The 24,400-nt window shown below is 74.1% G+C and carries 25 protein-coding genes; 10 read left to right on the top strand and 15 right to left on the bottom strand.

Translation table 11 applies throughout. The annotated features are described in order from the left end of the window. Positions 1–247: 247 nt before the first annotated feature. Both ACIP4Y_RS20770 and ACIP4Y_RS20765 read right to left on the bottom strand, forming a co-directional pair. Positions 248–640: a VOC family protein gene (locus ACIP4Y_RS20770; protein WP_358641330.1), complete on the bottom strand. Its 393-nt coding sequence runs from the start codon at positions 638–640 to the stop codon at positions 248–250. A 52-nt stretch (positions 641–692) separates the two neighbouring features. After that, positions 693–1,157 (bottom strand): pyridoxamine 5'-phosphate oxidase family protein, encoded by a 465-nt coding sequence (locus ACIP4Y_RS20765; RefSeq protein ID WP_401395410.1) that lies wholly within the window; start codon positions 1,155–1,157, stop codon positions 693–695. 205 nt (positions 1,158–1,362) lie between these two features. Here ACIP4Y_RS20765 and ACIP4Y_RS20760 point away from each other — a divergent pair, with 205 nt between their 5' ends. Continuing rightward, positions 1,363–2,988 carry an amidohydrolase gene (locus tag ACIP4Y_RS20760; protein WP_401395407.1) on the top strand — a complete coding sequence of 542 codons (1,626 nt, stop codon included), beginning with the start codon at positions 1,363–1,365 and terminating at the stop codon, positions 2,986–2,988. Positions 2,989–3,002: 14 nt separating this feature from the next. Here the strand turns inward: ACIP4Y_RS20760 and ACIP4Y_RS20755 are convergent, their stop codons facing one another. Continuing rightward, positions 3,003–3,848: a hypothetical protein gene (locus tag ACIP4Y_RS20755; protein ID WP_401395404.1), complete on the bottom strand. Its 846-nt coding sequence runs from the start codon at positions 3,846–3,848 to the stop codon at positions 3,003–3,005. A gap of 70 nt (positions 3,849–3,918) precedes the next feature. Beyond that, positions 3,919–4,887: a GlxA family transcriptional regulator gene (locus ACIP4Y_RS20750; RefSeq protein WP_401395401.1), complete on the bottom strand. Its 969-nt coding sequence runs from the start codon at positions 4,885–4,887 to the stop codon at positions 3,919–3,921. A 72-nt stretch (positions 4,888–4,959) separates the two neighbouring features. Here ACIP4Y_RS20750 and ACIP4Y_RS20745 point away from each other — a divergent pair, with 72 nt between their 5' ends. The 3 genes from ACIP4Y_RS20745 to ACIP4Y_RS20735 all read left to right on the top strand — a co-directional run bounded on the left by ACIP4Y_RS20745 (position 4,960) and on the right by ACIP4Y_RS20735 (position 7,250). Beyond that, on the top strand, positions 4,960–5,910 hold the full coding sequence (locus tag ACIP4Y_RS20745) for an NADP-dependent oxidoreductase (protein WP_401395398.1): 951 nt from the start codon (positions 4,960–4,962) through the stop codon (positions 5,908–5,910). A 141-nt stretch (positions 5,911–6,051) separates the two neighbouring features. Further along, positions 6,052–6,432 (top strand): anti-sigma factor antagonist, encoded by a 381-nt coding sequence (locus ACIP4Y_RS20740; RefSeq protein ID WP_401395395.1) that lies wholly within the window; start codon positions 6,052–6,054, stop codon positions 6,430–6,432. Positions 6,433–6,599: 167 nt separating this feature from the next. Continuing rightward, on the top strand, positions 6,600–7,250 hold the full coding sequence (locus ACIP4Y_RS20735) for a DUF4230 domain-containing protein (RefSeq protein WP_401395392.1): 651 nt from the start codon (positions 6,600–6,602) through the stop codon (positions 7,248–7,250). On the opposite strand, the gene ACIP4Y_RS20730 is transcribed toward ACIP4Y_RS20735, so the two are convergent. The 6 genes from ACIP4Y_RS20730 to ACIP4Y_RS20705 all read right to left on the bottom strand — a co-directional run bounded on the left by ACIP4Y_RS20730 (position 7,251) and on the right by ACIP4Y_RS20705 (position 11,080). Next, on the bottom strand, positions 7,251–9,020 hold the full coding sequence (locus ACIP4Y_RS20730) for a complex I subunit 5 family protein (RefSeq protein ID WP_401395389.1): 1,770 nt from the start codon (positions 9,018–9,020) through the stop codon (positions 7,251–7,253). Further along, a complete protein-coding gene (locus tag ACIP4Y_RS20725; protein WP_358641477.1) occupies positions 9,020–9,367 on the bottom strand; it encodes a sodium:proton antiporter in 348 nt (115 codons plus the stop codon). The genes ACIP4Y_RS20730 and ACIP4Y_RS20725 overlap by 1 nt, the downstream gene beginning before the upstream one ends. An 8-nt stretch (positions 9,368–9,375) precedes the next feature. Then, positions 9,376–10,113 (bottom strand): MnhB domain-containing protein, encoded by a 738-nt coding sequence (locus tag ACIP4Y_RS20720; RefSeq protein WP_401395386.1) that lies wholly within the window; start codon positions 10,111–10,113, stop codon positions 9,376–9,378. Further along, on the bottom strand, positions 10,110–10,370 hold the full coding sequence (locus ACIP4Y_RS20715; RefSeq protein WP_401395383.1) for a Na(+)/H(+) antiporter subunit B: 261 nt from the start codon (positions 10,368–10,370) through the stop codon (positions 10,110–10,112). Before ACIP4Y_RS20715 ends, ACIP4Y_RS20720 begins: the two co-directional genes overlap by 4 nt. Before the next feature lie 69 nt (positions 10,371–10,439). Then, positions 10,440–10,889 (bottom strand): MrpF/PhaF family protein, encoded by a 450-nt coding sequence (locus ACIP4Y_RS20710; protein ID WP_401395380.1) that lies wholly within the window; start codon positions 10,887–10,889, stop codon positions 10,440–10,442. Further along, positions 10,886–11,080: a hypothetical protein gene (locus ACIP4Y_RS20705; RefSeq protein WP_401395377.1), complete on the bottom strand. Its 195-nt coding sequence runs from the start codon at positions 11,078–11,080 to the stop codon at positions 10,886–10,888. The genes ACIP4Y_RS20710 and ACIP4Y_RS20705 overlap by 4 nt, the downstream gene beginning before the upstream one ends. 231 nt (positions 11,081–11,311) lie before the next feature. Here ACIP4Y_RS20705 and ACIP4Y_RS20700 point away from each other — a divergent pair, with 231 nt between their 5' ends. Continuing rightward, positions 11,312–11,881, top strand: coding sequence for a VanZ family protein (locus tag ACIP4Y_RS20700; protein ID WP_401395374.1), 570 nt, complete (start codon positions 11,312–11,314; stop codon positions 11,879–11,881). Between the two features lie 98 nt (positions 11,882–11,979). After that, positions 11,980–13,212: a lectin gene (locus ACIP4Y_RS20695; RefSeq protein WP_401395371.1), complete on the top strand. Its 1,233-nt coding sequence runs from the start codon at positions 11,980–11,982 to the stop codon at positions 13,210–13,212. A gap of 18 nt (positions 13,213–13,230) precedes the next feature. On the opposite strand, the gene ACIP4Y_RS20690 is transcribed toward ACIP4Y_RS20695, so the two are convergent. Together ACIP4Y_RS20690 and ACIP4Y_RS20685 are read right to left on the bottom strand one after the other, a co-directional pair. Further along, positions 13,231–13,476 (bottom strand): hypothetical protein, encoded by a 246-nt coding sequence (locus tag ACIP4Y_RS20690; RefSeq protein WP_361473599.1) that lies wholly within the window; start codon positions 13,474–13,476, stop codon positions 13,231–13,233. 556 nt (positions 13,477–14,032) lie between these two features. Then, positions 14,033–14,836, bottom strand: coding sequence for an SDR family oxidoreductase (locus ACIP4Y_RS20685; protein ID WP_401395367.1), 804 nt, complete (start codon positions 14,834–14,836; stop codon positions 14,033–14,035). A gap of 173 nt (positions 14,837–15,009) precedes the next feature. Here ACIP4Y_RS20685 and ACIP4Y_RS20680 point away from each other — a divergent pair, with 173 nt between their 5' ends. The 4 genes from ACIP4Y_RS20680 (at position 15,010) to ACIP4Y_RS20665 (ending at position 18,382) form a co-directional block, all read left to right on the top strand. After that, positions 15,010–16,077, top strand: coding sequence for a PHP domain-containing protein (locus ACIP4Y_RS20680; protein WP_401395364.1), 1,068 nt, complete (start codon positions 15,010–15,012; stop codon positions 16,075–16,077). A 16-nt stretch (positions 16,078–16,093) separates the two neighbouring features. Further along, positions 16,094–16,750: an HAD family hydrolase gene (locus ACIP4Y_RS20675; protein ID WP_401395361.1), complete on the top strand. Its 657-nt coding sequence runs from the start codon at positions 16,094–16,096 to the stop codon at positions 16,748–16,750. 328 nt (positions 16,751–17,078) lie between these two features. Beyond that, positions 17,079–18,110, top strand: coding sequence for an SDR family oxidoreductase (locus ACIP4Y_RS20670; protein ID WP_401395358.1), 1,032 nt, complete (start codon positions 17,079–17,081; stop codon positions 18,108–18,110). Positions 18,111–18,148: 38 nt separating this feature from the next. After that, a complete protein-coding gene (locus ACIP4Y_RS20665; protein WP_401395355.1) occupies positions 18,149–18,382 on the top strand; it encodes a hypothetical protein in 234 nt (77 codons plus the stop codon). A 333-nt stretch (positions 18,383–18,715) separates the two neighbouring features. Here the strand turns inward: ACIP4Y_RS20665 and ACIP4Y_RS20660 are convergent, their stop codons facing one another. From ACIP4Y_RS20660 to ACIP4Y_RS20650, 3 genes are all read right to left on the bottom strand, one after another. Then, the gene (locus tag ACIP4Y_RS20660) at positions 18,716–20,005 is read right to left on the bottom strand and encodes an ROK family protein (protein ID WP_401395352.1); all 1,290 of its coding nucleotides are present in this window, start codon (positions 20,003–20,005) and stop codon (positions 18,716–18,718) included. Between the two features lie 86 nt (positions 20,006–20,091). Further along, on the bottom strand, positions 20,092–21,069 hold the full coding sequence (locus tag ACIP4Y_RS20655) for a phosphotransferase family protein (protein WP_401395349.1): 978 nt from the start codon (positions 21,067–21,069) through the stop codon (positions 20,092–20,094). Positions 21,070–21,089: 20 nt separating this feature from the next. Next, complete coding sequence (locus ACIP4Y_RS20650) at positions 21,090–24,272, bottom strand: cytochrome P450 (RefSeq protein WP_401395346.1); 3,183 nt, start codon at positions 24,270–24,272, stop codon at positions 21,090–21,092. Positions 24,273–24,400 lie beyond the last annotated feature (128 nt).

The following is a 24,400-nucleotide window of genomic DNA, read 5'->3' as shown; positions in this document are numbered from 1 at the left end:
GACCCGCGCAGCCCGGCCGCCTCGTGCGAAGGGACCTCGCGGCCCTTCCGCGGTGTCGGGTCCCTCCGGTGGGCAGCCCCGCCGCCACCAGGGCCGCCAACTGCTACGACGCCACCGGGTGGGTCACCTGGACGGCACCCGCCGAGCCGCCTTCAGCACCGGCGGCCGGTCCGCCTCGGGTCGCTACCAGCGCCGTCACCCCCGGCGGCACCGACCAGCGTTTCGCGCCGTGAAACCGTCTCCGGCGTCAGCCCTGTTTCGGGGCCGTCGGCGGTACCAGGCGGAGGGTGAAGGAGTGGCCGGCGGGGTCGGCGTAGCCGCGTTCCTCGTAGGGGCCCGCCGCGCCCCTGGTTTCGACGGGACGGCCGCCGAGGCCGACGACCCGGCGTTCGGCCTCGTCCAAGTCCTCGACGAGGAAGTCGAGATGGGCCTGGAGCGAGTTCTCGGGGCGCGGCCAGCTGGGCGGGGTCGCGTTGACGTCGCGCCGGAAGGCCAGCCGGACGCCGTCGGCGCCCCGGATCTCCACCAGGTTGGCGGACGCGGCCGTCCGCTCACCGTCCAGCAACTCGCGGTAGAACTCCGCGAGTTTCTCCGGTTCCGCGCAGTCCAGCACGACCACGCCCGCTTTGACCAGTGCCATGGATCCTCCCGGGATGTGTCCTCTCCCCTGCGGATATCCCGGGCCCCCGGATTCAGTCGGCGGGCAGCCACTCCCCGTCGCGCATCAGCTCCCGCCCGCTCAGCTCGTTCTCCTCGCGCCAGGCCTGGATCCGCTGCGGGAGGACCCTGAAGTACAGGTACCGCGCGACCAGTTGACGCGGGTCGAAGCCGGTCTTGCCGGCGAAGACCTCGGCGTCCTCCTCGGGCAGGTCCTCGGGCGTCACCGCCCGCACGGTGCCGTCGATCAGGACGACGTCCCGCGTGGGACCGATGCCGAGACGGGCCCGGCCGGTGGCCACGAGGTTGCGGCCGGTGGGGCTCTCGGCCGGCGTGGCGAACAGCAGTGAGGTGCCGTCCCACACGAACGACAGCGGCACGAGATACGGGGCGGCGCCGTCGGGACCGGCGGTGGCGACCCACGCGTCGACATCGTTCTCCAGCCGGTGGAGGGTGTCCTTCTTGCGCTGCTCGGCACTGCGGGCGGGGGGCGGGGTCATGGCGTACGGCCTCCTCTGGGTGATCGTGACGATCAGTGTGACCGTGGATCCCCGGTCCGCGCACGGAGTCGCCCAGGGCGTGTCCGGGCGGCGGTCTCCCCCAGCCCCCTTCCGCGCCGAGGATGCTCTCCACGGCCTGGACTGGGACGATGCCGGTTCACCGACACCGCCCGCCCGCTCCGACCGATCCACCTGGAAAGGCACCATGCACGCTGACCTGCTCTTCACCGGCGGCCCCGTCCTCACCCCCGAGGGCCGTACCGCCACCGCCGTGGCCGTCACCGGCGACCGCATCACCGCCGTCGGGCACGCGGAGGTGCGTGCGCTCGCCGGACCGCGCACGGAGGTGGTGGACCTGGCCGGGCGGCTGCTGCTGCCCGGTTTCCAGGACGCGCACGTCCACCCGGTGCCGGCCGGGCTCGAACTGTCCCAGTGCGATCTGACGAGGGCGACGACGGCCGAGGAGACCGTGGCCGCCGTACGCGCCTACGCCGACGCCCACCCGGAGCGGGAGTGGATCCTGGGCGGCGGCTGGTCGATGGAGGCGTTCGCGGGCGGTACGCCGACGAAGGAGCTGCTGGACGCGGTCGTCCCGGACCGGCCGGTGTACCTGCCCAACCGCGACCACCACGGCGCCTGGGTGAACAGCCGGGCGCTGGAGCTGGCCGGTGTCGGCCGGGACACGCCCGACCCGGCCGACGGGCGGATCGAGCGGGACGCCTCCGGAGAGCCCAGCGGCACCCTCCAGGAGGGCGCGATGCAGCTGGTCGGCCGGCTGGCCCCGCCCGCCACCCCCGCCGACCGGCTGGCCGCGCTGCTGCGCGCCCAGCGGCACCTGCACGCGCTCGGCATCACCGCCTGGCAGGACGCGCTGGTCGGTGACTTCCTCGGCATGGACGACCCGGCCCAGGCGTATCTCACCGCCGCGCAGGACGGTTCCCTGACCGCCCGGGTCGTGGGTGCGCTGTGGTGGGACCGGGAGCGCGGGGCCGAGCAGATCCCCGAACTCGTCGAGAAGCGCGCCGCGTCGAGCCGGGGGCGGTTCCGGGCGGGCGCGGTGAAGCTGATGCTGGACGGCGTCGCCGAGAACGGCACGGCGGCGCTGCTCGACCCCTATCTGGACCGGTGCGGATGCCGGACCGCCAACCGCGGCAAGAGCTTCATCGATCCCGGTGAACTGCCCCGGTACGTCACGGAGCTGGATGCGCTCGGCTTCCAGTGCCACTTCCACGCGCTGGGCGACCGGGCCGTGCGCGACGCGCTGGACGCGGTGGAGGCGGCCCGCACCGCGAACGGGCCGAACGACACCCGGCCGCATCTCGCGCATCTCCAGGTCGTCCACCCGGACGACGTGCCGCGGTTCGCCCGGCTCGGCGCCACCGCGAACATCCAGCCGCTGTGGGCCGCGCACGAGCCGCAGATGGACGAGCTGACGATCCCGTTCCTCGGGCCCGAACGGGCCGCCCGGCAGTACCCGTTCGGGGCGCTGCTGCGCTCCGGGGCGCGGCTCGCGGCGGGCAGCGACTGGCCGGTGAGCAGCCCCGATCCGCTCCAGGGCATCCATGTCGCGGTCAACCGGGTCGAGCCGGGCGGCACCGGGCCGGTGTTCCTGCCGGACGAACGGCTGGGCCTCGCCGACGCCTTGTCGGCGTACACGGCCGGCTCGGCGTACGTGAACCACCTGGACGAGACCGGACGGGTGGCCGCAGGTGCGCTCGCCGACCTGGTGGTGCTGGACCGCGACCCGTTCGCCGGGCCGCCGGAGGCGATCGCGGAGACGGCCGTGGCGCTCACCTACGTCGGGGGCGAGTGCGTGTACGCCGCGGAGTAGGTCCCGGGCACCGGTCAAGCGCAGCCGACGCCGTCCTTGACCTGCGGCCACGCCTCCACCCCGTGGTCCGTGCGGACGTACGCCGTCGCCTTGTCGGCCGTCAGCCACAGCCGGCGGCCGCGGTGGTGGTATCCGGTGTCCCGGGCGTCGGCGGGCATGCGGACGTCCTTGCGGTAGGGCGCCCGGAGCAGCCCGTCCCGGCCCAGCACGCCGTCGGGGTCACGGGCGTAGGTCCGGTCGTCCAGGGTGAGGAAGCCGGCGGACTGCCAGCCGCAGTGTTCCGGGCCCGGTGCGCTGTGCAGCCGGGTCACCGGCACCCTCCGGCCCGCGCGATCGGTCCAGATCTGCCAGCCCGTGGTGGCCGTGAAGCTCTCGGGGAGTTCGGCCGGATCGCAGGAGGCGTCGGTCTCCGGGCCCCAGCCGGGCCGGTCCTTCTGGTCCTTGGCCACCACGACCGCCACCTTCGTACGGCCGCCCACGTCGTAGGAGTACAGCACCCGGTCCGGCTCCTCGCGCTCCACCCGGTAGCCGTGGTCGGGCAGCTCCGGCTGGACCATGTCGAAGTACAAGGCCAGGCCCTCCTCCGGCGTGGCGCCGCCGTCGGACCTGCTCCACCCGTCGGGTCCGGAGCCGTCGAAGATCTCCCCGTCGCACTCCAGCGCCCGGCCGGCCGCCCCGGAGGCCAGGCGCATCGCCCGGGGGCTCTGCTCGTCGAGTTCCTTGGTGGGGACGTACAGCGGACCGCTGTAGGGGGTCGCCGGCGGGGTGCCCTTCAGCACCAGGTCCGGCCGGGGGCCGTCGTCGCACCCCGCCACCGCCACCGCTGTCAGTACCGCCACCGCCGCGAGACCTCTTCGCATCCCCGCCCCTTTTCTCCTGCGCGCCTGTCCGGTCCGTGCGGTCCTCCGACGCCGGAGCGGGCCGGAACGTTCAGCGGGCCTGCTGGAAGGTCCTCCGGTAGGCCTGCGGGGACACCCCGATGGCCGCGTGCAGGTGCTGGCGCAGCGACGCGCCGGTGGCGAAGCCGACCTCGGCGGCGATCCGGTCCACCGGCAGGTCGCTGGCCTCCAGCAGATGCCGGGCGCGGGCCACCCGCTGCTGGATGAGCCAGCGGCCGGGGCTGAGGCCGACCTCGTCGCCGAAGCGGCGGGCGAAGGTGCGCAGGCTCATCCGGGCGTGCCCGGCGAGGTCCGCCAGGGTGAGCGGCTCGTGCAGGCGCTCCAGCGCCCAGGCGCGGGTGGCGGCCGTGCCGGCGGCCCCGCTCTCGGGGACCGGCTGCTCGATGTACTGGGCCTGGCCGCCGTCCCGGAACGGGGGCACGACACAGCGGCGGGCGACGGCGTTCGCCAGTTCGCTGCCGTGGTCGGTGCGGACGATGTGCAGGCAGATGTCGACGCCGGAGGCCGCGCCGGCCGAGGTGAGGATGCGGCCGTCGGCCACGAAGAGGACGTCCGGGTCGAGATCCACCTGTGGGTAGCGCCGGCGGAACAGGTCGGCCACCTGCCAGTGGGTGGTGGCCCGGCGACCGTCGAGGAGGCCGGCCTCGGCGAGCACGAAGGCGGCCGTGCAGATCGAGACGATCCGGGCGTCCGGGCGGATCCGGGCGAGGGCAGCGGTGACGTCGGCGGACAGTTCCGCGGGGATGTGGGCGGGCGCCATGGAGGTGACGACGACCGTGTCGGCCGTCTGAAGGATCTCCGGGCCGTGGGCGACACCGATGGTGAAGTCGGCGTTGGTGCGAACCGGCCGGCCGTCGACCGAGCAGGTGAGCACCTCGTAGTGGCCGTCGGCCGCGCCGAAGATGCGGCTGGGGATGCCCAGCTCGAAGGGGTAGACGCCGTCGAGGGCCAGGACGACCACCCGTTCCGGGCGCCGGGGGCGCAGCTCCAGATCAGACATGGCACGATTCTATCGAAGGTTGGCAATCGTGCCATTTCCCGGGCCGGGCGGGCTCGGGCAGGCTGGGGCACCATGAGCGATGTGAACACGATGCGAGCCATCAGCCAGGACGTCCTCGGCGGTCCCGAGGTATTGAAGGAAGTACAGGTCGAGCGGCCGCAGCCGCGACCGAACGAGGTGCTGGTCCGGGTGCGGGCCGCCGGAGTGAACCCCACCGACTGGAAGCACCGGGCCACCGGCGGATTCCTGGGCGAGCCCCCGTTCGTCCTCGGCTGGGACGTCTCCGGCGAGGTCGCGGAGACCGGGATCGGGGTGGCCGCGTTCCAGCCCGGCGACGAGGTCTTCGGGATGCTTCCGTACCCGTTCGGCCACGGCTCGCACGCCGAGTACGTCACCGTCCCGGCCCGGGCCCTGGTACACAAGCCGGCCTCCCTCGACCATGCGCAGGCGGGTGCGCTGCCGCTGGTGTCCCTGACCGCCTGGCAGGCGCTGACCGAGCACGCCGACGTCCAGCCGGGGCAGCGGGTGCTGGTCCACGCGGCGGCCGGCGGGGTGGGCCATGTGGCGGTGCAGATCGCCAAGGCGCGCGGGGCGTACGTCATCGGTACGGCGAGCGCGGGCAAGCACGACTTCCTGCGGGAGATCGGCGTGGACGAGCCGGTCGACTACCGGGCCACGGACGTCACGGAGGCGGTGCGGGACGTCGACGTGGTCCTGGACACGCTCGGCGGCGAGACCTCCGTGCGGTCCCTGCGGATGCTCCGGCCGGGCGGTGTGGTGGTGTCGATCCTGCCGGTGGGCTCCGAGGACTTCTACGAGGAGGCCGAGCGGCTGGGCGTGCGGGCGGTGCGCATGCTGGTCGACGCCGACCGGGCGGGGATGCGGGCGGTCGCGGAACTGGCGGAGTCCGGGCGGCTGAAGGCGACGATCGCCGGGACGTTCCCGCTGGCCGAGGCGGCGAAGGCGCACGCGCTGGGCGACACCGGCCGGACGACCGGCAAGCTGGTGCTGCTGGCCGACTGAGCGACCCGCGCTCGCCTCCCGCCCGCGACACGCGACAAACTCGAAGACATATGTCAATCGAACATGCTCAAATTCCTTCCATCGAGGGTAACTTGGCGATCGGGAAGCGACGTCGGGGCGCGGGTGGGAGGTGGTGCCGAGGTGCGACACGAACCCGTACCTCTCACCCGGCAACTGGGCGTGTACGAGGACCGCGGGCACACGGTGCTGGAACTGCGGGGCGAGATCGACATCCTTTCGGCGGCGGAGATCGGCCCGTTCCTCGACCGGGTCACCGACCGGCCCGGGGTGCGGCTGGTCATCGACCTGCGGCCGGTGGAGTTCTTCGACTGCTCGGGGCTGCGCCTGCTGTACCGGGCGCGGGTCCGGGTGCTGGAGCGCGGCGGGCAACTGCACCTGGTGTGCACGCACCCGCTGACCCTGCGGGTGTTCCGGGTCACCGGCCTGGCCCGGCTGCTGCCCCCGCACCCGAGCCTGGAGGAGGCCCTGGCCCGCTCGGAGGCCGCGTCCGGCTCCCTGTGAGCGGGCCGGCTCCGGCCGGACGATGACGGACGGCCCGTCGGTGTCGCACCGACGGGCCGTTCTCTTCAGACGGTCGCTCAGACGCAGCAAGGGTGCGATTCGCTCCGCGCGCCTGTCTGCGCGGGCAGTTCGGGGGCATCCGGTCGGCAGGAAGGAGGACCGTCGCGATGACGACTTCCGTGAGACGCCTGCCGGGCTGGGCCAAGGCCGTGGCGGCACTCGTGCTGGTACTCGCCGTACTGTTCGCCGGAATCCGGCTGGCCGTACTGCCGGGCATCAAGGACCTGTTCGGCACCGACACCAACGACCGCTCCGGGCCCGCACTGCTCAAGTCCATCCAGGACATGAGCCGTTACAACGCGGCCTCGGGCAACTTCCAGGTCGTCGTGGACCTCGAGAAGGACGCCAAGTTCCTGCCCGACGCCCTGCACGGCACCCGCACCCTGTACGTCGGCGCGGGCACCGTGGACGCCTACGTCGACCTCGGCGGGGTCGGCGAGCGGGACGTGCGGGTCGACAAGGACCGTACGTCGGCCACGATCCGGCTGCCGCACGCGCGGCTCGGCAGGCCGGCCCTGGACCCCGACCATTCCTACGCCGTATCCAAGCAGCGCGGCCTGCTGGACCGGCTCGGCGACCTGTTCTCGGACAACCCCAACAGCGAGCAGGCCGTGCAGAAGCTCGCCGTCCGGCACATCGGCGACGCGGCGAAGCGCAGCGGGCTGACCGCCCGGGCGGAGAGCAACACCACCGGCATGCTCCAGGGCCTGCTGCGCTCGCTCGGGTTCAAGGAGGTGCACATCACGTACGGGACCTGATCAGCCGCCCAGCACCCCCGGCAGGGCCAGCGCCCCCAGTACGGTCGCGCCCACCAGCAGCCAGGCCACGTAGTCGCCGACGTGCCCGGACTGCAGGCGCCTGAGGGGCACGGCCCAGTCGGGGGCGGCCACCCAGCGGGGGCGGGTGACGGCGAGGCCGGCCAGCGCCACGGCCAGCACGGTGGAGGCCATGCCCAGCAGCACGCCGTGCGCGGTCCAGCGCACCGAGGCGTGGGCGCCGCCCGAGCCGGCCTCGTTGACGGAGCGGGCCACCAGGGCGCCGAAGCCGGGAACCACCCCGACGGCGAGGACGGCGGCGAGCAGCGCGGCGGGCACGGTCGTCATGGTGTCCGGGATCCGGCGCAGCAGGCCGGACGTCTCCGGTGCCTCGTCGGAGCCGCTGGTCTCGTACTCCGCGTCCTCCGGGCGCGGCCCGAGGCCCAGGAAGACGCGGCCGGTGACCCGCAGGACCGCGCCCGCGGTGATCGCGGAGGCGGCCACGTACAGCACGGTGAGCGGGCCGCCGGCCGCCTCCTCGGCGACCGCCTTGCCCAGCGCCGTACCGAACGGCGGCAGGCCGGCCAGGCCCAGGGCGCCGACGGCGAACATCACCGCGGTGGCGCGCAGTTGTCCCCGGGCCCGGCCGTGCAGCGCGTGCTCGTCGACGCTGCCGAACCGGTCCAGCAGGACGCCCGCGCAGGCGAACAGCGCGGCCTTCACCCCGGCGTGGCCCAGGAGGTACAGGGCGACGCCGTCGTCGCCCTCGGGGGTGAGGACGCCGAGCCCGACGAGGAACAGGCCGGTGTGGGCGACGGTGGAGTAGGCGAGGAGGCGTTTGATGTGCCGCTGGTACCAACACATGACGGCGCCGGTCGCGGCCGTGAGGGCGCCGAGGCTCACCAAGGCCCGGGTCAGGTCGGCGGCGGGGATGCCGCCGGGTCCGGCGAAGACGGTGCCGTACACCCGCCACACGCCGTAGGCGCCGAGTTCGACCATGACGCCGGACAGGAGCATGCAGACCGGGGTGGGGGCGACTGCGTGCGCGTCCGGGAGCCAGAAGTGGAAGGGCACGGCCGCCGCCTTCACCAGCAGTCCGGTCAGCACCAGCACGAAGGAGGCGAGGACCAGCGCGTCGGGCCCGCCCCGCCCGGCGGCGGCGTCGAGCCCGCGGCCGATCTTCGCCATGGCCAGCTCGCCGGTACGGGCGTACAGCAGGGCGATGCCCATCAGCATGGCGTATGCGCCGAGGGAGTTGACGACCCCGAAGGTCAGGGCGCCCTGGACGGCCTTCGCCTCGTCGATGCGGTAGCCGGTCAGGGCGTACGCCACCACGCTCATCAGCTCGAAGAACACGAACGCGTTGAACAGGTCGCCGGCCACGGCGAATCCGCACATGGCGCCCTGGAAGACCAGCATCAGCGCGGTGAAGGAGCCGGTGCGGTCCCGTGGCGGTTCGTCGAAGTAGCGCCAGGAGTAGGCGAGGGCGGCCAGGGTCAGCAGCGAGGCCAGCGCGGCCATCCCGAGCGCCGGCCCGTCCCCCACGACGAGGATGCCGACGCTCTCGCCGTCGACGGGCAGCCAGCCGCCGACCCACTCGACCATGGGCGGCGCCGAGTTCAGCAGCAGCACGAGCGCGAGGGCGGCCGTGGCGCCGGAGACGACGAACCCGACGATCTCGGCCGCGATGCGGGGCAGATGACGGCCCGTGGCCACCAGCAGGGCGGCGCCGAACAGCGGGATCGCGACCAGGAGCGGGATCAGGTGGTGCATCAGCCGCGCAGCTCCCGCAGTTCGTCGGGGTCGATCGTGCCGTGCCGTTTGGCGATCTGCAGCACGAGGGCGAGCAGCAGCGCGGTGACGGTGGCGCCGACCACGATGTCGGTGAGCGTGAGGGCCTGCACGACCGGATCGACGACCGGCCGGGAGCCGGGCTTCAGGTCGGAGAAGACGGGCGCGGTGGCGCCGTCGCGGTAGCCGACCGCCAGCAGCAGGACGTAGGTGGCGGACTGGCAGACCGCGAGACAGCCGACGGCATGGATCAGGTTCCGGCTGGTGGCGAGGCCGTAGCAGCCCGTCAGGAAGATGTAGCCGGCGACCAGGTACGGCAGGACGTGCATCGGGGTGTTCACCTCCCGGTCTCTTCCTCGATCTCGACGGCCTGGTCGAGGAAGTGGGCGAGCAGGACGACGACCGCACTGGCCACCTCCATGCCGATGGCCGCGTTCAGCAGCGGGACCGTGCCGCCGGAGGACAGCGTGTTGAAAGTGCCGTACGGAAACAGGGTGTTGGCCAGGAACGCGGTGCCGGCCAGGACTCCGGCGGTGCCCAGCACGAGGTAGGCGGAGACCGCGAGGGAGTCGGTGGTCTCGAAGACGCCGAGCGGGCGGACGCGTTCCAGCGCGCCGTAGTCGGCGCCGAGGTAGAGCAGGTGCAGGGCGGTCGCGGCGACGACCCCGCCCTGGAAGCCGCCGCCGGGGCTGAGCTGGCCGTGGGCGATCACGTACAGGCCGGTGACCAGGACGACGGGCAGCACGAGCAGGGCGTAGCGGCGGACCGGGCGGACCACCTCGGCGGGTTCCGGCCGCGCCCGGCGCTCGTCGCGGGTCTCGCGCAGCAGCACCACGCAGCCGAGCACGGCGGCGAACAGGATGCTCATCTCGCCGAGGGTGTCGTAGGCGCGCTGGTCGAAGTTGACGGAGGCGATGGTGTTCGCGGTGTGCCGGGCGAGGGAGGCGTGAACGGCGCGGTCGCCGTACGGGTGCCGGCGGCCGCCGAAGTCCGGCAGGCGGAAGCAGGCGACGAGGAGCAGGGCGGCGAGACCGGCGCCGCCGAAGGCCAGCAGGTACAGCCGCAGCCGCTTCACTTCGGCTCCTCCTTCGTCCGGCCCCGGCGTCTGACCTTGCGTACCGACAGCATGATCAGCAGCGGGGTGAGGGCGGAGCCGACGGCCAGCTGGGAAAGGCCGACGTCCGGGGCCTGGAGCACGGTGAACAGCGCGGCCAGCACCATCCCGAGGACGGACAGCACCAGCGCCTGGCGGGCGGGGTCACGCTGGGCCACGGCCGCGGTGGCGGAGGCGGCCACGAGCAGCAGGACGACGACGATCACCGCATCGGACACGCGCCACCTGCCCCCGCCGCCTCGGCCTCTCCCCGCGGCCCGCCCGCCGCACCACGGTCCGGCATGCCGTCAGCCACCCCGAACTCCCCGGAAGCCGCCCGCCAGGGCTCGTGAGGCGATGAGGTTACCGCCGATCAGCAGGGTGCCGGTCAGCAGCAGCTTCACCATGGACCGGCCCGGTCCGCCGGCCACGCACAGCGCGACGACGACGGCCGCACCCAGTCCGGCGGCGGCCCAAGTCAGGCCCCAGGCGCTCGGGCGGCGGGCCAGTTCGTCGGAGAGCAGGCGGGCGAAGACGAGGGTGCCGACCGGGCCGAGCAGGGCGAGCAGCAGGGCAAGGTCGACGTAGGCCGGGCGGCCGTAGCCCTGGGCGAGGAGCAGCAGGGCCGGGCAGACGACGGCGGTGGTCAGGTTCTGGGCGATCATCCGGCGGGCCGGCGGCCCGGTGGCCACCCCCCACAGGGCGGCCGCGCCTCCCCCGCCCAGGTCGACGGTCGCCGCGAGGATCCAGCCGTTCACCGCCAGGTCACCGCCCGCCGGCCGGCCCGGGCCAGCAGCGCGCCCACGGCGGCGCAGCTCGCGCCGACGATCCGTTCGAGCGTGTCGACGGTCGTGATGAGCACCAGCCACAGCAGCGCCAGCGCCGCCCACCAGGCGAGGAGTTCGCCGGCGGCGACCAGGAGCGCACGGGGGGCCGTACCGCGGGTCATGCAGCGCCTCCTCGGTCCGCTGTGCTCGGGTACGCGGCGATGTGTCCGGACTGCCGCTGGGGGCATCCAAGCACCGCCGGACCCGGGCGGGAGCGGCGGCGCGCGGGTCCGCACCCGGAGTGCCCCGGAGGCGTGAACGAAAACCACGGGTCCGAGCCGAGCGGTGGCATCCCGGGCCGCGGTACGGGTAACCGACGTTCCGAACAAGGACGTTGACGACTGGAGGACCGCATGGCCCGAACCGTCCCGCGGCTGCCGGAGGTGCTGCGCGCCGCCAGGAACCGACGCCCCGCCGATAAGGACCAGCCGTCGCCGCCCCCGGGCCCCCCGCGGCACGCGCTGCCGCTGCCCCTGCGGCTCCTCGCCGTCCTGGTGGCGTTCGCGTTGATGGTGGCGTTCGCCGTCGTCCTGGCCCGGATCACGCTCCAGCCGTCGCCCGCCTCGGTGCCGCTGACGCACAGCAACCTGCACCCGGGCCGCTCGCTGAGGGCCTATCTGGAGCAGGCGCCGCTGCGGGACGCGCTGAAGCAGGTCGGCGGAAACGTGCTGCTCGGCGTGCCGTTCGGGGTGCTGGTGCCGGTCCTCGCGCCACGGGCCCGGGGAGCGGCGCGGGTGACGGCGCTGACGGCCCTGGTGATGCTGATGGTGGAACTGGTCCAGGGGGCGCTGGTCACCGGGCGGGCCTTCGACATCGACGACGTGATCCTCAACACGGCCGGGGCGCTGCTGGGTTGGCTGCTGCTGGGGCGGCGGCTCGGACGGGGTGTGCACCGGCGGGTGCCCGGGCCGGCGGCCGAGTGATCGTCAGAAGGAGGTCTGTACCAGACTATTGACGGCCCCTTATCTCACTCCTTAAATCAAGAGGCGCACCGCTCCCGCCCCCCACCGAACGGAGAGCCATGGCCTCCCCACGCCTGCTCCGCAGATGTCTCCTCGCCGCCCTGTCCGCCGCGCTGGTCGGCTCCGTCGCCGTCGGCCCGGCGCACGCCCGGACCGCCGCCCCGGCGGCCGCGGCCGTCACCACCTTCTCCGACACCTTCGACGGGCCCGCGGGCGCCGCGGCCGACTCCTCGAAGTGGACCCTGGAGACCGGTGACAACGTCAACAACCACGAGCGGCAGTACTACACCTCGGGCACGAAGAACGCGGCCCTGGACGGCCAGGGCCATCTGGTGATCACGGCCCGCAAGGAGAACCCGGCCGGCTACCAGTGCTGGTACGGCAGCTGCCAGTACACCTCGGCCCGGCTGAACACGGCCGGGAAGTTCAACGCCCAGTACGGCCATGTCGAGGCCCGGATGAAGATCCCGCGCGGGCAGGGCATGTGGCCCGCGTTCTGGATGCTCGGCACGCCGGTCAACTGGCCGGACTCGGGTGAGATCGACGTGATGGAGAACGTCGGCTTCGAACCCTCCACCGTGCACGGCACCATCCACGGCCCCGGCTACTCCGGCTCGGGCGGCATCGGCGCGGGCTACACCCTGCCGAACGGGCAGGCCTTCGCGGACGCCTTCCACACCTTCGCCGTCGACTGGGCGCCCGACTCGATCACCTGGTCGGTGGACGGGAACGTCTACCAGCGCCGCACACCGGCCGACCTGGGCGGGAAGACCTGGGTGTTCAACAAGCCGTTCTTCCTGATCCTGAACCTCGCGGTCGGCGGCTACTGGCCCGGCGACCCGGACGGCTCGACGCAGTTCCCGCAAGCGCTGGTGGTGGACTCGGTGTCGGTGACGACGAGCGACAGCGCCGCAGGCGTGCCGATCCGGGGCCTGGCGGGCAAGTGCGTGGACGTGGCCGGCGCGAACCCCGCGAACGGCACCCCGGTCCAGCTCTACGACTGCAACGGCACGGGCGCGCAGGCGTGGACCGTCGGCTCGGACGGCACGCTCCGGGCGCTCGGCAAGTGCCTGGACGTCACGGGCAACGGCACCGCGGACGGCTCGACCGTCCAGCTGTGGGACTGCACCGGCGGCCCCAACCAGAAGTGGACCGTCACCGGGGCGCACGACATCGTCAACCCGCAGGCGAACAAGTGCCTGGACGTCACCGGCAACAACGCGGCCAACGGGACCCGGCTGCAGATCTGGACCTGCACGGGCGGCGCCAACCAGAAGTGGACGGTCGGCTGAGCCCACCGCGCCGACCGGTCAGTGCAGCCTCCAGGTGTACTTGTCACCGCCGACCCAGCGGACCGCGTCCGGGTCGTCCAGGTCGTGGATGGGGATGCCGTAGGAGGCGGCCGTCTCCAGCACGTCCGTGATGGTCCTGGCCTCACCGACCACCTGACCGTCGATCTCCATGATCCGGAAGGGCGGCTCGCCGTGCCTGCCCGGGCACACACCGAGGACCAGGATCCGCGGACGGGAGATGTGGGGAGCTGCTTGTTCGGTCATGCAATCGAGGGTAGAACGCAACCCGCGCCGACGGGTCATCCGGCGGAGCCGTCCAGAAGATCGAGTAGGTCACGCCCTGCTCGAACAGCTCGAAGACCTTCGGGCGTGTTGCCCAGGTAGTGGCCGACCTCGCGGACGGCCCGGGCGATCTGCCGGCGCCGGGCGGCCTCGGTCGCCCGGGCGTCGCCTGCGGCCACGGAGACCGCCACGGCGGCCGGCACGGTGGCGTGCCGTGCGGAAGTCCTTGGCGGTGACATCGGTGCCGGACAGCCGGCGCAGGGCCTCGTTGAGGTCGTCGCCGTGCAGGCCGTGCCAGGCGCCGCCGTCCCGGTAGGCGAGGAAGCGGTCGCCGCCGCGCGGGTGGCGCAGCAGGGCCTGGGCGACCGCGTGGACCTGCTCGTCGACGAGGGCGCGCCGTACGTCTCGCTGGTGCGGGCGCCTTGTCCTGCTCGGCGCGGTCTGCCCGTGGTACAGGTACTGGCGGTCGGTAGCCGGGGCCGTCGCACGAGCTGGTGCGCAGCCGCACCCTCGACCTCCCTGGCCTGTCAGCGGCGGCTCACGGACGGCGCCAGTCGTCGCTCGTCAGATGGGAGCCGGCCTGCGGGCCCATGCGCAGCATGCCGCCGTCGACGCTCCAGGAGGCGCCGGTGACGTAGGAGGCGTCCGGGCTCGCGAGGAACGCGATCACCGCGGCGACCTCGCGAGCGTCGCCGGGCCGGCCGAGCGGCACTCCGGGGCGGCGCTCGGTGTGCACGTCGGTGTCCTCCTGGCCGGTCATCGGGGTGGCGATCTCGCCCGGCGCGACCGCGTTCACGGTGATGCCGTGTTCGGCCAGCTCCAGGGCCATCACCTGGGTGAGCAGGCCGAGGCCGCCCTTGGCCGCGCAGTACGGGGCCGCGCCGACCCGGGGCTGGTGCTCGTGCACCGAGGTGACGTTGACGATCCGGCCGCCGTCGCCCTGCCGGATCATGCGCCGCGCGGCCCGCTGACCGAGCAGGAACGGGCCGACGAGGTCGACGTCCAGGACCCGGCGCACATCGGTCAGGGTCAGGTCGAGGAAGGGGGTCATGGTGCCCGTACCGGCGTTGTTGACGAGTACGTCGACGCGGCCCAGCTCCTCGCACAGCTCGTCCACGGCGTCGGCGGCCTCGGGCAGCCGGGTGAGGTCCAACCGGGCGACGGCCGCCCGGCGGCCGTGCGCGCGGACCTCCCGCGCCGTCTCCTCGGCGCCCTTCTCGTCCGTGTGCCAGGTGATGCCGACGTCCAGGCCGGCCTCGGCCAGGCGTACGGCGGTGGCCCGGCCGATGCCGGAATCCGCGCCCGTGATCAGTGCCGTTCGCTGCGCGGCTGGTGCGGGCATGGCTCGCCTCCTCACGGTGGGTGTCCGGACGAGTCACCGCAGTACCCGGGGGCGGTGGGGGCAAACGGGATTCGCCGAGAGGGGTCACCGGCCGTCGCGGGCCGCGGCTCGTGGTCGGCTGCCCCCGCAGCTCCCCGCGCCCCTTTCGGGCGGCTGGTGCACCCTTGGTTCTCATGGACCCCGTCGCCGCCCTCGACCGGATCGCCTTTCTGCTGGAGCGGGCGCTCGCGCCCACCTATCGGGTACGGGCCTTTCGTACCGCCTCGCGGACGCTGGCCGCACTGCCCGAGGGCGAGGTGGCCGCGCGCGCCGCTGACGGCACGCTGGAGTCGCTGAAGGGGGTCGGGCCGAAGACCGCGCAGGTGGTGCGGGAGGCGCTGGGCGGTGAGGTGCCCGGCTATCTGCGCAGGCTGGAGGAGGAGGCCGGGACGCCGGTCGGCGCCGAGGGGGCCGGTGCGGGACTGCGGGCGCTGATCCGCGGGGACTGCCACACGCACTCGGACTGGTCCGACGGGGGCAGCCCGATCGAGGAGATGGGGCGGGCGGCGGCCGAGCTGGGGCACGAGTGGACCGTGCTCACCGACCACTCCCCGCGGCTGACCGTGGCCCGCGGGCTGTCGCCCGAGCGGCTGCGCGAGCAGCTGGCGGTGGTGGCGGAGCTGAACGCCCGCTGGGGGCCGTTCCGGCTGCTCACCGGCATCGAGTGCGACATCCTCGAGGACGGCTCGCTGGACCAGGAGGAAGAGCTGCTGGAACAGCTGGACGTGGTCGTGGTGTCGGTGCACTCCAAGCTGCGGATGGACGCGCGGTCCATGACCCGCCGGATGGTGGCCGCCGTGCGCAGCCCGCACGCCGACGTCCTCGGGCACTGCACCGGGCGCCTGGTCACGGGCCGGGGGCGGCCGGAGTCGCAGTTCGACGCGGACGAGGTGTTCGCCGCGTGCGCCGAGTCGGGCACCGCCGTGGAGATCAACAGCCGCCCGGAACGGCTGGACCCGCCCCGGCGGCTGCTGCGCCGGGCGGTCGAGGCGGGGGTGCTGTTCTCGGTCGACACCGATGCGCACGCGCCCGGCCAGCTGGACTGGCAGATCCTCGGCTGCGCCCGGGCCGAGGAGTGCGGGGTGCCGCCCGAACGGGTGGTGACCACCTGGTCGGCCGAGGAGCTGCTGGGCTGGACCCGTGAGGGCCGGCTGCCGGCACGCGTGGCCGGGTCCGGGCGTGGTACCCGGTCCGGGAGCTGAGAGAAAGGACCCCCGGATGGACCGTGCCGCCGTGTTCGACGTCGACGGGACGCTCGTCGACACCAATCACCTGCATGTCGTCACCTGGTGGGAGGCGTTCCGGCAGGCCGGTCACGACGTGCCCATGCACGCCGTGCACCGGGCGGTGGGCCTCGGCTCCACGGATCTGATCGCCCATCTGCTCGGCGACGACCGGGACCCCGACCAGGACGCCGGGCTGAGCGCGGCGCACACGGCACTGTACGGCCAGTACTTCGACCGGCTCCCCGCCCTGCCGGGGGCCGGGGAGCTGCTGCGCCGACTGCACGGGGACGGCTGGACGGTGGTCCTCGCCACCTCGGCGAGCGGTGCCGAGCTGGGCGCGCTGCGCCGGGCGATCGACGCGGACGACGCCATCACCGGCATGGCGAGCGCGGAGGACGTCCAGCAGGGCAAGCCGGCCCCGGAACCCGTGGAACACGCGCTGGAGCTGGCCGGGGTGCCGGCCTCGCGGGCGGTGTTCGTCGGGGACACCGTGTGGGACATGCAGGCGGGCAGCAAGGCCGGGGTGCGCTGCGTGGGGCTGCTGTGCGGCGGGATTGCGCGGGCCGACCTGGAGGAGGCGGGCGCGCAGGCGGTGTACGCCGACCCCGCCGATCTGCTGGCGCGCCTGGCCGGGAGCCCGCTGGGCTGAGCGGTGCCGGCGGTGACGCAGGTCACGGACAGGGATGGAACACCCGAGAGTGGTTGCCCGTTGAACAAGCCGTGGGTGTGGATGGGACAGTGTCCCCGGGCCTCACCTTTCGCCCACAGGGACGATCGTTCGGCTGAAGCCCTGTGGAGCCTTTCGCCGAGAGGCGACCGCCATCCGCGCCCACACCCGACCGCCCCGGTCGTGATTCCCCCGTCACGGCCGGGGCTTTCCCTTGCCACCGCCGCCGCGGCGCCGCGTGTGCGGGCCCGGCGCCCGGGTACCCGGCCGCTCGTCGCAGCCTCCGCCGTGCCGACGAGAGGAGCCGAAGGTGAGCAGCTCAGTGGGCAGCAGAGTCGTCGTGACAGGCGCCACCGGCAATGTCGGGACGAGTGTGGTGCGTCTGCTCTCGGAGGATCCGGGTATCAAGTCGGTGCGGGGGCTGGCCCGGCGGACGCCCGACTGGTCGCCGCCGAAGACCGAGTGGTCCGCCGTCGACCTGGGCTCGGACGAGGCGAACCTCGCCGAGCGGTTCGAGGGCGCCGACGCCGTGATCCATCTGGCCTGGGCGTTCCAGCCGACGCACGATCCGGTCGCCACCTGGCGGACCAATGTGCTCGGTTCCATCCGGGTGTTCGAGGCGGTCGCCGCGGCCCGGGTGCCGGTGCTGGTGCACGCCTCCTCCGTCGGGGCCTACTCACCGGGGCCGAAGGACCGCCCGGTGGACGAGTCCTGGCCCACGCACGGCTGGCCGGACGCCGCGTACTGCCGGGAGAAGGCCTATCTGGAGCGCACGCTGGACGTGTTCGAGCGCGACCATCCCGAGGTGCGGGTGGTCCGGATGCGCCCGGCGTTCCTGTTCAAGTGGGAGTCGGCGAGCGAGCAGCGGCGGATCTTCGGCGGGCGGTTCCTGCCCGGTCCGCTGGCCCGGCCGGAACTGCTGCCGTTCCTGCCGGACATCCCGGGGCTGCGGGTGCAGGCGCTGCACACGGACGACGCCGCCGAGGCCTACCGGCTCGCGGTGCGGTCGGACAGCGCCCGGGGCGCCTTCAACCTGGCCGCCGATCCGCCGCTGGACGCCGGTGTGCTCGCCGAGCTGCTCGGGTCCCGGCCGGTACGGCTGCCGCGCACGGCGGCCCGGTCGGCGATCGCCGCGGCCTGGGGGCTGCGTCTGCTGCCGGCGTCCCCGCACCTGTTCGACGCCGTGCTGCGGCTGCCGCTGATGGACTGCGCCCGGGCGCGCGCCGAGCTGGAATGGGAGCCCTGGCACACCGCGACCGAGGTGCTCCAGGAGTTCCTGGACGGCTTGCAGAAGGGCGGCGGGATGGAGACCGAGCCGATGCGGGGGCGGAAGGTCGGCTGACCTTGCCCACCCGAGCTGACGGAGGAGCGGAGAACAATATGGCTGAGCAGCAGCCCCGGCCCGGCGCCGAGCAGCGGCCGGTCCCCCGGGACATGCCCGACCAGCAGGTACGGTCGGACGAGGACCCCTGGGACGTCGCCCCGGGCGGCACGCAGGACGACGAGCCGGACGAGAACACCGTCCCGGACACGGACGAGGCCGGCACCGGCCCACGCGGCGCCCCCCGCACGGGCACGGTGGAACACCCGGCTCCGCAGGAACCTTCGGGCTGAGTCCCCGACGGCTTGCCGAGTGCCGGGGAGGCGGGCAGCCGGTGTGCCGTTCCGGTTCGGCGCCCAGCTCCCGAGCTGGGCGCCGAGCGGGCGACCGGGTGCCGGATGTGGTGGGGCATGCGCGCTTCGCGCTGCATTGAGGGAACAGCCCCGGGGGGCCGGGCACGCCAAGCGGGCGACCGGGTGGCCCTCGGGCTGACCCGCCCCGCGGGCGACCGGGTGACTGGCGGACTGTGTCCTGCGAGTGATGCCCGCTTCAGTTCGGGGCGCGGCCCCGGGGCCGGGCGCGCCAACCGGGCGACCGGTCGGTTGCCGGTCTGTGTCCCGGGAGGGTCAGTGCGGGGTGCGGTCCTGGAGGGCGGTGCGCCAGGCCGGCAGGCGTTCCTCGGGGGTGCGTTCGGGGCGGCGGCCGCCGTCGGCGAAGAACTCGGCCAGCGGGAGGATCGCCGCGCCGACGGTGACCGCGTCGGGGCCGAGCCGGCCGAGTTCGATGGTCACCCGGTCGGCCGGGTGCCGCAGGGCGTACGTCGCCGCGTGCCGGCGCACGGCGGGCAGGAACCGCGTGCCGAGCTGGAGGCCGGCCCAGCCGCCGATCAGGATCCGCTCGGGCTGGAAGAGGTTGATCAGGTCGGACAGGCCGGCGCCGAGGTACTCCGCGGTCTCCTCCAGGACGGCCAGCGCGACCGGGTCGGGTGCGGTGCCCTCGGCCGGATAGGCGGCGGCGAGCATCGCCGTGAGCGCGGTCTCCTCGTCGGTGTCCTCGGGCGGCCGCCCGCCCTCCTCTCGCCAGCGGGCGAGCAGCGACTCGGCGCCCGCGTAGGCCTCCAGGCAGCCCGGCGCACCGCAGCGGCAGCGGCGCCCGCGCACCCGCACCGTCAGATGCCCCCACTCCACGGCCCGCCCGTGCTCCACCTCGGGCGTCACCAGGCAGGCGCCCACACCGGAGCCGAAGAGCACGACCACGGCGTTGCGGGCGCCGCGCCCGGCGCCGAACCACATCTCGGCCTGGCCGAGGGTCTTGGCGCCGTTGTCGATGAAGTACGGCACCCCGTCGGGCAGCCCGGAGGCCGAGCGGAGCAGCTGCTCCAGCGGGACCGCGTCCCAGCCGATGGTCTGCCCGTGGACGACGGCGCCCCGGTCCGGGGTGTGGTCCACGATGCCGGGGACGCCGACGCCGACGCCGAGCAGCCGGTCGGGGGCGGCCTGTTCGGCGGTGAGGACCTCGGCGACGCCGTCGCGGATGTGGCCGGCGATGACGTCGACGTCGTAGCCCTGCGAGGTCAACGGGCGTTCCGCGCGGGCCAGTTCGGTGAGGGCCAGGTCGAACAGCTCGACCCGGACGCGGGTCTCGCCGACGTCGACGCCGATCATCTGTCCGCTGTGCGGGGCGACCCGCAGCAGGGTGCGGGGCCGGCCGCCGTCGGAGTCGACGCTGCCGGCCTCCTCGACCAGTCCGTCGGCGATCAGGTCCGTGACCACGTTGCTGACCGACCCGGAGCTGAGTCCGGTGGCCGGCCCCAGCTCGAACCGGCTGAGCGGGCCGTCGAAGTACAGCCGCTGGAGCACCGCCGTCCGGTTGCCCCGCCTCAGGTCGCGTACCGTGCGTCCGTTGCGCCCAGCCATGTGGCTCCCTTCACGAACCCTGCCCGACCTGCAACATACCCCTTCGGGCAGCCGGGGCGCGACTTTCTCACAACCCTTAGTTCACGCTATGAGCTAAGCCGGGCACGACGGAGGTCGTCCAGCGCGGCGACCAGCTGGGGCGCGACGGTCTCCTGCGTCCACCGGCGCCGGTCCGCGTCGACCGCCCGGGGCACCGTCTCGACCAGCATGATCAGGTACAGGTAGGCACGGTAGAGCGCGAGCCGCACCCGCTCCGAGGGGCCGAACGCGGCCCTGCCGCCGCCGGCGCGGTAGCCGGCGAGGAAGTCCTGGTCCTTCTCGATGTCGTCCAGCAGGGCGAGGGAGACGAAGTCGGCGACCGGGTCGCCCCAGAACATGCGCTCGCCGTCGATGAGCCCGCCGACGCGGGGCCCGTCGGGCGTGCGGTGGACCAGGACGTTGCCCGGCCACAGGTCGAAGTGGACGGGGCGCGGCACGGTGACCTCGTCCAGCGCGCCGTAGCCGGGCCGGAGGATCCGGGCCGCCTCGTCGGCCGGGACCGGCAGTTCGGCCGCGTGGTCGCGGGCGTCGGCCAGGACCGCGTCGAGCATGCCGGTGAACGCCGTCCGCCAGTCGGGGGCGAGCGGGCCGAGGGCACCCGACGGGTAGCCGAAGCCGGGTCCGGTGAGCCGGTGCAGCCGGGCCACCAGCGCGCCCAGCTCCCGGCGCAGGGCCGCCTGTTCCGCCCGCGTCACGGAGTCGTCCCAGGGCACTCCGGGGCAGACGGTCTGCAGCGTGTGCCGCACCTCGGGGCCGGGGTCCGTGTGCACCGTGCGGGGCGCGGGGACGCCGGCCTCGGCGGCGGCTCGGCAGAACTCCTCCTCGGCGCGCAGCAGCCGGGACTCGTAGCGCAGGCCCGGCCCGGCCGGCGCGGTCTTCAGCACGTACCGGGCGCCGCCGGTGAGCCGCAGTTCCTCGACGGTGTTGTACGTGCCGCCGACGAGGGGCCGAACGGTGGCCAGCCGGGCGGGCGGTATGCCCGCCGCGGCCAGGACCCGCCGGGCCCGCTCTTCGGAGTCCCCCACCGTGCCCCCTCCCCCGCGGCTCAGCCCGCCGCGTACACGTCCTCCACGTAACGCCCGTCCGCGACGAGCTCGTTCAGCCACCGCTCGGCGGCTGCCCCGTCGGTGCCCGGCGTGCGTTCCCGGTACAGGGTACGGAAGGCCTCGCGGACGCCGGGGGCCATGCGGGCGCCGTCGCCGCAGACGTACACCCGTGCCCCGGCCGTCAGCAGCCGCCACACCTCGTCGGCCTCGGCGGCGATCCGGTGCTGGACGAAGGCGGCCCCGTTCTCGGGCGCGGCGCTGAAGGCAGGGCGCAGCGACACCGCTCCGGCCCGCTCGGCGGCGCGCAGCTCCTCGGCGTGCAGATAGTCGGCCTCGGGAGCGTCGCACCCGAAGTAGAGGAGCGCGGGCGGGAGCGGGGTGCCCGCACGGCGGGCGGCCAGGCGGTCGGCGACGGCGCCCCGGAACGGGGCGAGCCCGGTGCCCGCGGCGACCAGCACGACGGGGGCCGAGTGGTCGATCCGGAACGCCTCGCGGCACGGCTGGACGCGGGCGTGGACGGTGTCGCCGGGCCGCAGGGAGGCGAGATGGCCGGAACCGGTGCCCCGGTAGCGGCCCTTGCCCGACCGGGCCGGTGCGTCGAGCACGGACACCATGAGGTCGGCGTGGCGCGCGTCGGCCGCCGGTGCCGAGGAGATGGAGTAGTGGCGGGGGCGCAGCGGGGTCAGCAGGTCGAGCAGGAGCGGCCAGCCGAGCGCGCCGCGCAGGGCCGGGTGGTCCTCGGCCAGCTCCACGAGGGTGCGCGGGTCGTCGTCGGTCAGGGCGGCGAGGGCGGCACGCTCGGGCGGGCAGGGGTTGGCCTCGGCGAGCAGGGCCCGCTGCCGGTCGGTCGGCCGCTGCTGCAGCTCCACGTGGTGGCGCAAAAGTTCACGCACCGTCAGCGGGCGGTCGACGGCGAGTCCTCCCCCACGGCGCGGGCGGGTGGCCCGGATGTCGAGAACGGCGTCGGCGTCCAGGCCGAACGCGGCGACGGCCCGGTCCACCAGGTCCGGGGCGTTGGCGGGCAGCACGGTCAGGTGGTCGGCGGTGCGGTAGGTGACGCCCTCGGGCAGGGCGATGCGCAGGAACCGCTTGGTGCGCGGGTGGTTGGCCGCGGTGAGGTCGTAGGCCTCGGTGACCGTCATCGGGACCAGGCCGTGCCGTTCGGCGAGGGCGTCCAGCGGGCCGCCGGTCAGGGTGCGCACCGTGTAGGCGTGGCCGGGCTCGGCCGGTGTGCCGTCCACGGCGTCCGGGTCGCCGTACTCCGTCAGCAGTGCGGTGCGCAGCCGGGCCGCGAACTCCCGTACCGTGCCCGTGAGATCGCCGGAGGCGTCGGCGGCGGCGCGGTCGGTGAGCCGGGTGGCGCCGAGTTCGGCGAGGCGGGCGTCGACGCGGGTGGGGACCTGCTGGTAGGTGGCGGCCCAGTTGCGGTCGCCGACGCCGAGGACGGCGTAGCTGACGCCGGCCAGGTCGGGGGTGCCGTCGAGCCAGGCGGTGAAGGCTGCGGCGTCGTCGGTGGGCCGGCCGTTGTAGGAGGCGGCGGTGATGACGACGGGCCGGTCCGTGGGCAGGCCGTCCGCGTAGGCGTCCAGGGCGGCGACCTCGGTGGCGCAGCCCACGGCGGCGGCCTCGTCGGCGAGCTGGGCGGCGAAGCCCCGGCAGGTGCCGTAGTTGCTGCCGTGCAGGAAGAGGGCGCGGGTGCCGGGGCGGACCCGGGTCGGGAGGGCGTCCGGGGCCGGGGCGCCCGCGGCCGGCGCGGGGGCGGTGCCGGGCAGCGGGGCGTGCACGCGGTCGGCGGGGGTGCGCGGGGTGAGCGTGAGGGTGAAGCCCTCGGGCTTGAGGGTGAGGGTCTCCTTCACGGTGAGCCGGTAGCCGGCGTGGTCGTGCAGCCGGTAGCGGTGGACCAGCAGGGCGAGCAGCATGGTCGCCTCGTGCAGTGCGAACTGCCGTCCGATGCAGGCGCGTTCACCGGTGCCGAACGGTTTGAAGGCGTGCACCGGGCGGGCCGCCTCGGCCTCCGGAGTGAACCGTTCGGGGTCGAACAGTTCGGGGTTGTCGCCCCACACGGGCTGGCGGTGCAGCATCGGCGCGAGCACGGTGACGGCCTGGCCGGCGCGCAGCGGGATCCGCCCGCCGAGCAGGGTGTCCTCGCGGGCGTGCCGGCTGAACGCGGCGGCCGTCGGCCACAGTCGCAGCGCCTCGTTGAGGACCTGGCGGGTGTAGGTGAGCCGGCCGATGTCCTCGTACGTGGGCTCGGGGTCGGCCGTGCCGCCCCACAGCGCGTCGGCCTCGCGCTGCACGAGCCGCAGTACGGCGGGGTGCTTGGCGAGGTAGTACAGGGCGAAGGACATCGCGCCGGAGGTGGTCTCGTGGCCGGCGATCAGGAAGGTGATGACCTGGTTGCGGATGTTGGCCGGGTCCAGGGTGGTGCCGTCGGCGGGGTGCGGCGCGCTGAGCATCAGCCCGAGCAGGTCCTCGGCGCCGCTCTGGTCGGTGCCGGTGCGGGCGGCGATGACGTCGTCCACGACCCGGGCCAGGTAGTCCGCGTCCCGCCGGAAGGCCGCGTCGGCCGCCGTGTGGTCCTGGCCGGGGGTGCGGGCCAGGCGGGTCATGCTCCACTCCAGGCAGCGGACCATGGACTCCACGAAGGGGTGCGGCTCGGCGCGTTCGAAGGAGCCGAAGTCGTAGTCGAATCCGGCCAGTCCGATGGTGTCGAGGGTCATGCGGGTCATGTCGTCGGGCACGTCGACGGGCTGCCCGGCCCGAGCGGCCCGGTCCCAGGAGTCGATGAGCCGCCGGGCCACCTTCAGCATCACGGGGTGGTAGGTGCGCATCGAGCCGAGCGCGAAGGCGGGCATGAGGATGTCGTGCGCCCTGGCCCAGTTGGGCTCGTCGTTGTACGCGGTGAACAGGCCGTCGGCGGCGAACTCCCGGACGTTCTCCAGGGCGGGCCCGACGTGTTTGGCGAACCGCTCCTCGTCGGCCAGGTCGGCGACCAGGTCCGCGTCGGCGACGAACGTCACGTCCCGGCCGTGCAGCCGGCGCACCAGCACCGGGCCGTGCTCCCGCATCAGCTCCATGATCTGCTGGACGGGGGTGCGGCCGGGGCCGGTGGCGGTGATGTCGACGACGGGGACACCGGCCAGGGGTGCGGCCGGTTCGGGGTGCAGTGCGGTGGGGGGCATGACGCGACAACTGCCTTTCGCGGTAGCGGACTACTGCGTTCCAGGGTGGTCGACGGGCAGGCCGGGCCCGCGCCACGGCACTACACGATCGTGCAGTGGAAAGTGGGCGGCGCCACTTGCGCGCACCC

The sequence above is a fragment of the Streptomyces sp. NPDC088810 genome, from assembly GCF_044750305.1.
In the GTDB taxonomy this organism is placed as follows: domain Bacteria; phylum Actinomycetota; class Actinomycetes; order Streptomycetales; family Streptomycetaceae; genus Streptomyces.
Note: the sequence above shows the minus strand (reverse complement) of the source record. Positions and strands in the feature narration are given on the sequence as shown.